The sequence below is a fragment of the Nocardioides sp. genome, assembly GCF_014360585.1.
Taxonomy (GTDB): Bacteria; Actinomycetota; Actinomycetes; order Propionibacteriales; family Nocardioidaceae; genus Nocardioides.
Genome location: NZ_JACIXG010000132.1, coordinates 1 through 8,766, shown reverse-complemented (window position 1 = coordinate 8,766; position 8,766 = coordinate 1). Strand labels below are relative to the sequence as shown.

General features: G+C 69.7%; 7 protein-coding genes and 1 tRNA gene. 5 read left to right on the top strand and 3 right to left on the bottom strand.

From position 1 onward, the window contains the following. Positions 1–374: 374 nt before the first annotated feature. Complete coding sequence (locus H5T77_RS24930) at positions 375–2,000, top strand: long-chain fatty acid--CoA ligase (protein ID WP_292653305.1); 1,626 nt, start codon at positions 375–377, stop codon at positions 1,998–2,000. Between the two features lie 9 nt (positions 2,001–2,009). Here H5T77_RS24930 and H5T77_RS24925 read toward each other — a convergent pair whose 3' ends face one another. The 3 genes from H5T77_RS24925 to H5T77_RS24915 all read right to left on the bottom strand — a co-directional run bounded on the left by H5T77_RS24925 (position 2,010) and on the right by H5T77_RS24915 (position 5,981). After that, positions 2,010–4,745: an AfsR/SARP family transcriptional regulator gene (locus tag H5T77_RS24925; protein ID WP_292653304.1), complete on the bottom strand. Its 2,736-nt coding sequence runs from the start codon at positions 4,743–4,745 to the stop codon at positions 2,010–2,012. Between the two features lie 134 nt (positions 4,746–4,879). Beyond that, entirely contained in the window at positions 4,880–5,464 is a 585-nt protein-coding gene (locus H5T77_RS24920) for a hypothetical protein (RefSeq protein WP_292653303.1), read from the bottom strand. A gap of 136 nt (positions 5,465–5,600) precedes the next feature. Continuing rightward, positions 5,601–5,981, bottom strand: a complete 381-nt coding sequence (locus tag H5T77_RS24915; protein ID WP_292653302.1) for an MmcQ/YjbR family DNA-binding protein — start codon at positions 5,979–5,981, stop codon at positions 5,601–5,603. Positions 5,982–6,057: 76 nt separating this feature from the next. On the opposite strand from H5T77_RS24915, the gene H5T77_RS24910 reads away from it, so the two are divergent. The 4 genes from H5T77_RS24910 to H5T77_RS24895 all read left to right on the top strand — a co-directional run bounded on the left by H5T77_RS24910 (position 6,058) and on the right by H5T77_RS24895 (position 8,694). Then, positions 6,058–6,522, top strand: coding sequence for a MarR family winged helix-turn-helix transcriptional regulator (locus H5T77_RS24910; RefSeq protein WP_292653301.1), 465 nt, complete (start codon positions 6,058–6,060; stop codon positions 6,520–6,522). Continuing rightward, positions 6,519–6,935, top strand: coding sequence for a hypothetical protein (locus H5T77_RS24905; RefSeq protein WP_292653300.1), 417 nt, complete (start codon positions 6,519–6,521; stop codon positions 6,933–6,935). The genes H5T77_RS24910 and H5T77_RS24905 overlap by 4 nt, the downstream gene beginning before the upstream one ends. A 10-nt stretch (positions 6,936–6,945) precedes the next feature. After that, positions 6,946–8,523, top strand: a complete 1,578-nt coding sequence (locus H5T77_RS24900; RefSeq protein WP_292653299.1) for a phytoene desaturase family protein — start codon at positions 6,946–6,948, stop codon at positions 8,521–8,523. A gap of 98 nt (positions 8,524–8,621) precedes the next feature. After that, positions 8,622–8,694 (top strand) — tRNA-Lys (locus H5T77_RS24895). Positions 8,695–8,766: the final 72 nt, after the last annotated feature.

The following is an 8,766-nucleotide window of genomic DNA, read 5'->3' as shown; positions in this document are numbered from 1 at the left end:
CCCGCCGCACCACAGAAGGCAAAACACCCCGCGAGATCCGCCGCTGCCTCAAGCGCTACATCACCCGCGAGCTCTACCGCCAACTCGAGCACCCACAAACCCTTGACAGGACATAGGAGCGTCGCGGTGCCGGATCGAGAAACACTCGAGGAAGGGTCGGCGGCGAACCCTGAAACGAAGAAACAGTCGCTTAGCGAGGTTTCCCCGACAAGAACCGTGTTGGTCTCGACACGCCTCCGCCTAGCGGCTCCGGCGGCTCGACCAGCGGGGCGGAGAGGTCTCGACAAGCTCGACCAGCGGGGAACCAGCCCACCGAACAAGAAGTTGAGCCGAACTCGTTGTGACCCGCGCCACGTTGGGTCACGATGTGCAACATGCAAGGACTGATCCAGGACGCACCGCTGACCATCGAAACGATCATCCGGCGCGCCGAGCGCGTCTTCCCGACGCGGGAGATCGTCACCAAGACCGCCACAGGCTTGGAGCGCAACACGTTCAAGGACCTCGCCGTGGAGGTACGCAAGCAGGCCGGAGTGCTCGACCGACTGGGCGTCTCCGAAGGCGGCCGGGTGGCGAGCTTCGCGTGGAACACCCTGCGCCACCTGGCGCTCTACTACTCCGTCCCGTGCACCGGCCGGGTGCTGCACACCGGCAACATCCGCTACTTCCCCGAGCAGCTCGTCTACACGTTCAACCACGCCGAGGACGAGGCGGTCTTCGTGGATCGGTCGCTGCTCGGGCTGCTGGCCCCGCTCCTCCCCCAGCTGACCACGCTCAAGCACGTGATCGTGATGGACGACGGCGCGCCGACGCCGTTCCCCGACGACCCACGGGTCGTCTCCTACGAGGAGCTGATGGCCGACACCGACGAGGCGGTGATCGAGGGCCGGGTCACCGACGAGCGCGCCGCCGCCGGGATCTGCTACACCTCCGGCACCACCGGCAACCCGAAGGGTGTCGTCTACTCCCACCGCTCCCAGTACCTGCACGCCCTGGCCTCCCTGGCCGGCAGCCTCTTCGGCACCAACGACCGTGACCGCGTGCTGCCGGTCGTACCGTTCTTCCACGCCAACGGCTGGGGCTTCGCCCACTCCTCGCTGCTGGCCGGCGCCAACCTGATCCTGCCCGGGCCCGACCTCTCGCCCGCCGGGATCATCAAGCTCCTCGAGGCCGAGAAGGTGACGGTCGCCGCCGGCGTACCCACGATCTGGATGGGCATGGTCCCGCTCCTGAAGGATGCCGACCTGTCCGCGCTACGCGTGGTCGTCTGCGGCGGGTCCGCGGTGCCGAAGTCGCTCTCGGAGGCCTGGCGCGAGGCGATCGGCCTGCCGATCACCCAGGCGTGGGGCATGACCGAGATGTCGCCGCTCGGCAGCGTCTTCAACGAGCGGGCCGAGATCGCCGACCTGTCCGAGGAGGAGAAGGCGGACTACCGTACGTCGCCAGGCATCCCGGCCGTCGGCGTCGAGCTCCGCATCGTGGAGCCCGGGACCACCGACGAGCTCCCCTGGGACGGCGAGACGACCGGCGAGCTCGAGTGCCGTGGCCCGTGGATCGCGTCGGGCTACTACAAGGTCGACGCGCCGAGCTCCTTCTCCCCTGACGGCTGGCTGCGCACCGGTGACATCGCCGCGATCGACCCGCTCGGCTACGTACGCATCGTCGACCGCACCAAGGACCTGGTGAAGTCGGGCGGCGAGTGGATCTCGACCGTCGCGATCGAGAACCTGATCATGGGTCACCCGAGCGTCGCCGAGGCCGCGGTCGTCGCGGTGCCGCACCCCAAGTGGGGTGAGCGGCCGCTGGCGTTCGCGGTGGTCAAGGACGGCGAGTCCATCACCAAGGAGGAGCTGCTCGGCTACCTCGCCGAGAACCTCGGCAAGTGGCAGGTGCCGGACGACGTGGTCTTCATCGATGAGGTGCCCAAGACCTCGGTCGGCAAGTTCTCCAAGAAGACGTTGCGCGAGGAGTACGCCGACTACAAGCTGCCCACCGTCTAGGCGAGCCGCTCAGCCCAGCTGCGCGAGGATCGAGAAGCTCTCTTCCCTCGCGCAGCGGGCATCCTCATGCTTGCCCAGCGCGGCACGGGCCTCGGCCAGGTGGCCGAGAGCGTCGGCGAGGCCAGGCAGGTCGCCGGCGGCACGCAGCTTGGTGACCGCCTCCTCGAAGTGCCCGGCCGCCTCGTCGACCGCGCCGAGCCGCTGGTGGATCCAACCGATCGTGGCGATGACGTTGCCCTCGCTGCGATAGCCCGGTGCGACCCGGCGCAGCTCCGCGAGAGCGGTCTCGCAGTGGCGGAGCCCGGCCTCGTACGCGCCGTCGAGGGCTGCATAGAGACCCAGCCGGCCGGTCGTCCAGGCCGCGCGGATCGGATCGCCGGCGCGAGCGAAGACCTCCGCCGCCCGAGCCGCGTACGCCGCAGCGCCGGCATGATCACCGGAAGCCGTGGCCACGGTGGCCAGCCGGTGCAGGGTCTTGCCCTCTGCCGCCAGGTCGGCGGACTCCGTCGCCAGATCGAGGGCCCGGCCGAGGTGGTCGAGGGCGTCATCGACGCGCCCCAGGCGCCCGCAGGCCGCGCCCGCTGCCCGGTGCACGACGCCGAGTCCGGCCGGGTCACCGCCCTGCGAGACCCGGTGGCGCACACCCGGGAGCGCGGCCTCGGCCAGCGAGGCGAGCTCGATCCAGCGCCCCTGGAGGTCGAGCAGGCGCTCGAGGGCACCGATGAGCAGGACGATCCGGTCGGAGGCGATGCCCCGGGCGACGGCGCCGTCGATCACGCGCGCCAGCACGGGCAGCTGCGTGGTGATCCACGCCAGCGCCTCGCCGCTGTCGTCGACGCCCTCGATCGTGACCCCGGCATGCATCGGCTCGGCGGCGACGAGATGATCCTGATGAGGGTCATAGGCGCTGTGCACGGACCGAGCGCTGAACACGTAGTGGTCGATCATCCGCAGCTCGGCCTCCTCACGCAGCGAGCCCGGCTCGCCCGCGGCGAGGTCGGCGGCGTACTCCCGAAGCAGGTCGTGCAGCACGAACCGGCCGGGGGCGACCTCGATCACCAGGTTGGCCTCGGTGAGCTCGTCGAGCAGGCGCCGAGCCCGCGCCCGGGGGATCCCGGCCAGGCTGGCGGCGGCCAGGACGGTCAGCGACGGCCCGGGATGCAGGCCGATCAGCCGGAACAGCCGGGCAGCCGGGTCGGACAGGTGCCGGACCGACCACGAGAAGGTCGCCCGGAGGTCACCGCGACCGCCGCCGAACCCGTCCAGACGGGACTCGCCGAGCTCGTCGGCCAGGTCGTCGAGGGCGTAGGCCGGGCGAGTCGCCGCCCGCGCGGCCACGACGGACAGCGCCAGCGGCAGCGAGGCGCACAGCGAGATGATCAGGTCCACGGCCTCCGGCTCGGCCAGGAGCCGCTCCTTGCCGAGCCTCCCGGACAGCAGGTCATAGGCCTCGTCGTGATCGAGCAGGCCCAGCTCCATCGGACGCGCGCCGGCCTCGGCGACCAGTCCGGAGAGCCTGTTTCGGCTGGTCACCAGGGTCATACACCCCGGGCTACCGGGGAGGAGCGAGCGGACCTGCTCGCTGTCACGGGCGTTGTCGAGCACCAGCAGCACGCGCTTGCCGGCGAGCCTGCTGCGCAGGAGCCCGGCGCGGCCGTCGATGTCCTGGGGCTGGCGGGACCGCTCCACCCCGAACGCCTCGAGCACCACCCCGAGCGCGTCCACGGGGTCCAGCGCGGCGTGCGGGTCGAAGCCGCGCAGGTTCACGAACACCTGTCCGTCCGGGAAGCGCGGAGCGGCCCGGTGCGCCCAGTACAGCGCCAGCGTGGTCTTGCCGATCCCCGCCGTTCCCGCGATCGCAGAGATCACCACGGCGCGTCCGCTCCCGTCGATCCGCTCCGCGACCAGCTGGTCCAGCGCAGTCAGATGGTCCTCGCGCCCGGCGAAGGTCGCTACGACCGGCGGCAGCTGCCGCGGCACGACTTCCTCGTGGGTCCGTGCCGGCCCGGGCTCGGGATCGCCTCCGTCGAGGATCCGCAGCTGCAGGTCGCGTACGTCCTTGGACGGCTCGACCCCGAGCTCGTCGCGGAGGACCCGGAAGAGCCGCTGGTAGGCGGCCAGGGCCTCGGCCGTGCGGCCCGACTGCCACAGCGCCGTCATCAGCAGCAGCCACAGGCGCTCCCGGAGCGGATTGGCCTGGACGAACGGACCCAGGTCACCCACGACCGCGGCCTGCCGGCCGAGCGCCAGGTCGGCGGCGGCGCGGGACTCGACGGCGACCAGGCGCAGCTCCTCGAGCCGGGCGGCCTCGGTCGCGATCATCGGCGACTCACCGACCGCTCCGTACGCACCCCCGGCCCAGAGCCCCAGGGCAGTATCGAAGAGCATGCTGGCCCGCTCGTCGTCCCCGGATTCTGCGGAGACACGGCCCTGCCCGACCAGATCCTCGAAACGGGCCTGATCGATGTCCGCTCCGACCAGCGCGTAGCCGTTCGCCCGGCGCTGCAGCTGGCGACGGTCCTCGCCGAGCGCCCGACGCAGGTCGCGGACGCGCTGGTGGAGCAGGTTCACCCCCGTCGCCGGGGGCGAACCTCTCCAAAGCTCATCGACCAACAGGTCGGAGGAGACCGGGGCTCCACGCGCGGCGGCCAGAAGCGCAAGCAGCGTACGCCGCGTGCGCGACAGCCTCTGCGCCGTGCCGTCGGCATCGATCAGCTCGACGGCACCAAGGACCCGGACCCGCACCAAACCTCCTGTTGAATGCGCAGCATTACGCCCGAGACGTTCTCATCGTCTCATCACCGCACAGATGGTGACGCGTAATGCCGCCAGAAGGTTGCCTGGAGGTTGGTACTCGACCCAGATTCAGGGTTTCTGGCCTACGGGACCCGCCACCGGCCGGTCTCGCCGCCCTTGTCGACCTGGAACTCGACCTCTCTGATGTTCACCCCTTCGGGGACGACGAACGGCACCAGGGCCGTTCGCTGATCCTGCGGCTGCAGCCCGAACGGCTTCGGGAACACCTCGCCGCCGTCCACCGACGCCGTGCCGGGCAGGCTCTTGTACTTCTTGCCCGCGGCATCGATGACCATCGTGCCCGCGGCCGGCGAGTCGTCGAAGACTCGCGGCCCATCATTGGCGATCTGGACCTCGACGGCCATCACGCGCATTCCTGCCGGCGGCTTGGTGCCGTCGGTGAACGATGTCTCGAAGACGTCCTGCACGATCACCCGCAGCAGGATTCCCGGTGCCTTGCCCTTGATGGTTCCCTCGGCCGTCAGCCCGAGCTGCTGGTTCTGCTCGATCCTTTCGGTGCTGTCGACGGTGATCACCTTCTTCTCCATCGCGGGGTTCTCGCCGTGATTGTTGCTGTAGAACCCGTAGTCGATGGAACTGTCCGAACCGCAGCCGACCCCGGCCGCCGCGACGGCTCCCCCGAGGATCAGCATGGCCAAGCGTCGCACACGCACTCCTTATGAAATTTGTTGCCACGGATAGGAAATTGTTCCCCCTGACTTACCATGGCAACATGCCGGAGCGCGAGCGACCGGCCCAGAGCCCAAGGTCCTAATCTCGGTTCAACTCTTCCGTCGAGCGGGCCTACTCCGACCCGACGGTCGGACGCTCGACGAGATCAGCCAGCTTAGCCGGGGCCTGGATGCAGTAGGAGTCGGTGAGGAGCTCGGCGACCTCGTCCCAGTCGGTCTCGTCGTCGAGGATCATCCCGACGACGTTGCCGCCCCAGCCGGCCTTGAAGTAGGGATGGCCCAGGTGCTCGAAGGCCACCACCTCGTCGGGCTCGCCACGGAACATGATCCGGAAGAGCTGGTCCTCACCGCCGAAGACGTGCGCGACCGTCGCCTTGCCGACCTGCCAACGCACTCCCACCCAGGCGTCCTCCTCGATGCACTTCGGGAACGCGGCGAGGATCTCCCTCAACCGCGCCACCATCGCTCGGGGCACCTCAGGACGCTCAGCCATGAGGCTGATCCTGCCAGGCACCACCGACAGGGATAATCGATATACATGTATATGATCAACATGTATGGTTTCGACTATGAGCAAGCACACGATCGGGTACGTCACGTGGCGCCTGGCCATGCGTCTGCGGGTGTCGATGGACAGGGCGCTCGCACCCCTTGGCCTCACCCACGCTCAGTACTCCCTCATCGCCTCCCTCCACGGTCTCCGTACCTCGGAGGCCCCGACCCAGAAGCAGCTGGCCGACCTCACCGGACTCGAGCCGATGTACGTCTCCAAGCTCGCCCGCCAGCTCGAGACGAAGGGCTGGGTCGAGCGCGTCCGCGACACCAAGGACACCCGGGCCGTACGCCTCGCCATCACCGCCGAGGGCACCGAGGTCACCCGCGAGGCCATCACGGTGACCAGCGGGCTGCTCGACCAGCTCACCGCGCCGCTCGGCGGCCGTAACAGCCGTCGCGCCGCCGAGGCGCAAGCAGCGCTCGAAGCGATGCTCGCCGCACCCATCGACACCGACCCCACACCTGGAGACCGACCATGACCACTCCCCCCGTCACCGGCGCCAACCTGGGCCTTGCCTACTTCGCCATCCGCAAGAACCTCCTCGGCGTGCTCGACGACTTCGACCTGACCTTCGAGCAGGCGCTCCTGCTCAACTACCTGCGCCAGGGTGATGTGGCCCGCGCCGATCTCGTCGCGACGACCGCCGACAACATCAAGGTCTCCACGGCCGAGATCGAGTCACACCTCGAGGCCGCGATCGAACGAGGCCTGATCGCCGACGGCCTCACACTGACCGCAGCGGGAGTCCGCGTCCAGCAGCAGGTCACGGAACGCTCGGCACCACTGACCAAGGCGCTCTTCGCCGATCTCCCGCCCGAGGATCTCGCCGCGACCGGCCGGATCCTGACGACCCTCACCGAACGCGCCAACGCCGCCTTGTCCGCCTCCTAGGATCGGGGCCATGGCCCACGAGAAGTACGACGTAGTAGTAGCCGGCGGCGGACACAACGGCCTCACCGCCGCGGCCTACCTGAGCCGCGCGGGCCTCTCGGTCCTGGTGCTGGAGCGGCTCGACCACGTCGGTGGCGCGGCGATCTCGGCGCAGGCGTTCGAGGGCTTCCCGACCCGGCTCTCGCGCTACTCGTACCTGGTCTCGCTGCTCCCCGAGCAGATCCATCAGGATCTCGGCCTCGACATCGAGTTCGCGTCACGGCAGACCGCGTCGTACTCCCCCTTCCTCGACGGCTCGCGGGCCACCGGCCTGCTCGTGGAGACGCCCGAGGGCGAAGCGACCGCCGCGAGCTTCCGCGCGGTGACCGGGTCGGAGGAGGAGTACGCCGCGTGGCAGTCGTTCTACGACGAGGTCGGCGACCTCGCCCAGGTCGTCGCGCCCACCCTGACCTCGCCGCTGCCCACGGGAGACGCGATCAGATCTCAGGTGGGCGCGCCGATCTGGCGCGACCTCGTCGAGCGTCCTCTCGGGGAGGCGATCGAGCGCCGGTTCAGCGACGACCTGGTCCGCGGCGTGGTCGCCACCGACGCACTCATCGGCACCTTCGCTGGGCTCGGCGAGCCCAGCCTGATCCAGAACCGCTGCTTCCTTTACCACCTGATCGGCAACGGGACCGGCGAGTGGCGGGTCCCGGTCGGCGGCATGGGCGCGGTCACCGGGGCGATCACCAAGGCGGCGTACGACGGTGGGGCGGAGGTCCTCACCGGCGCGACCGTCAACTCGATCCGCGGCGGTGCGGTCGGCGAGGGCGCGGAGGTCACCTGGACCGACGCCTCCGGCCCTCACACGGTGGCAGCCGACTTCGTGCTCTCCGGCCTGGCTCCGTACGTCCTCGACGGACTCCTTGGCCGAACTCCCTCTCCCACGACCAAGCCGGTGGGCGCCCAGCTCAAGATCAACATGCTCCTCGAGCGCCTCCCCCGGCTGCGCTCCGGCGAGGACCCGAAGGTCGCCTTCGCCGGCACCCTCCACCTCGGCGAGTCCTACTCGGAGCTCGAGAAGGCGTACGCCGAGGCCGCTGCCGGCTCGGTGCCGACCGAGATGCCCGGCGAGGTCTACTGCCACTCGCTGACCGACCCCTCCATCCTCGGTGACGTCCCTGCCGGCACGCAGACCCTCACCTACTTCGGCCTGCACGCCCCGGCCACCCTCTTCGAGGACCCGGCCACGCGCGAAGAGCGCAAGGCCCAGGCGGTCGAGCGCGCCATCGCCTCCCTGGACCGCCACCTCCTCGACCCGATCGCCTCCGTCGTCGCGCGGACTGAGAATGGCGAGCCGTGCATCGAGGCCAAGATCCCCCAGGAGATCGAGGCCGACCTGGCCATGCCCGGCGGCCACATCTTCCACGGCGACCTCGCCTGGCCCTGGGCCCCCGACGACGCCGCCCTGACCACCCCCGCCACCCGCTGGGGCGTCGCCACCGACCTCGGCACCGTCCTCATGTGCGGCTCGGGCGCCGTACGCGGCGGCGCCGTCTCCGGCCTCGGCGGCCACAACGCCGCCCAGGCCGTTCTCGAGCTCCGCTGACCACGCCGTTGCCCCAGCACAGCCTCGATTTGGGGCCGATCCGAGCCCGCTGCTAGTGTTCTTCTCGTCGCCGAGCGCGCAAGCAGCTCGCGGGACGTGCGCCATTAGCTCAATTGGTAGAGCAGCTGACTCTTAATCAGCGGGTTGTAGGTTCAAGTCCTACATGGCGTACAGGAAATCGGCCCCTGACCTGGGATAACAGGTCAGGGGCTGCTTCATTTCGGGACAAGTCCGGCAACACGG

Coding starts and splice junctions, on each gene's coding strand:
- H5T77_RS24930 (WP_292653305.1), top strand. CDS start 375: ATGCAAGGACTGATCCAGGACGCACCGCTGACCATCGAAACGATCATC.
- H5T77_RS24915 (WP_292653302.1), bottom strand. CDS start 5,981: ATGGCTGAGCGTCCTGAGGTGCCCCGAGCGATGGTGGCGCGGTTGAGG.
- H5T77_RS24910 (WP_292653301.1), top strand. CDS start 6,058: ATGAGCAAGCACACGATCGGGTACGTCACGTGGCGCCTGGCCATGCGT.
- H5T77_RS24905 (WP_292653300.1), top strand. CDS start 6,519: ATGACCACTCCCCCCGTCACCGGCGCCAACCTGGGCCTTGCCTACTTC.
- H5T77_RS24900 (WP_292653299.1), top strand. CDS start 6,946: ATGGCCCACGAGAAGTACGACGTAGTAGTAGCCGGCGGCGGACACAAC.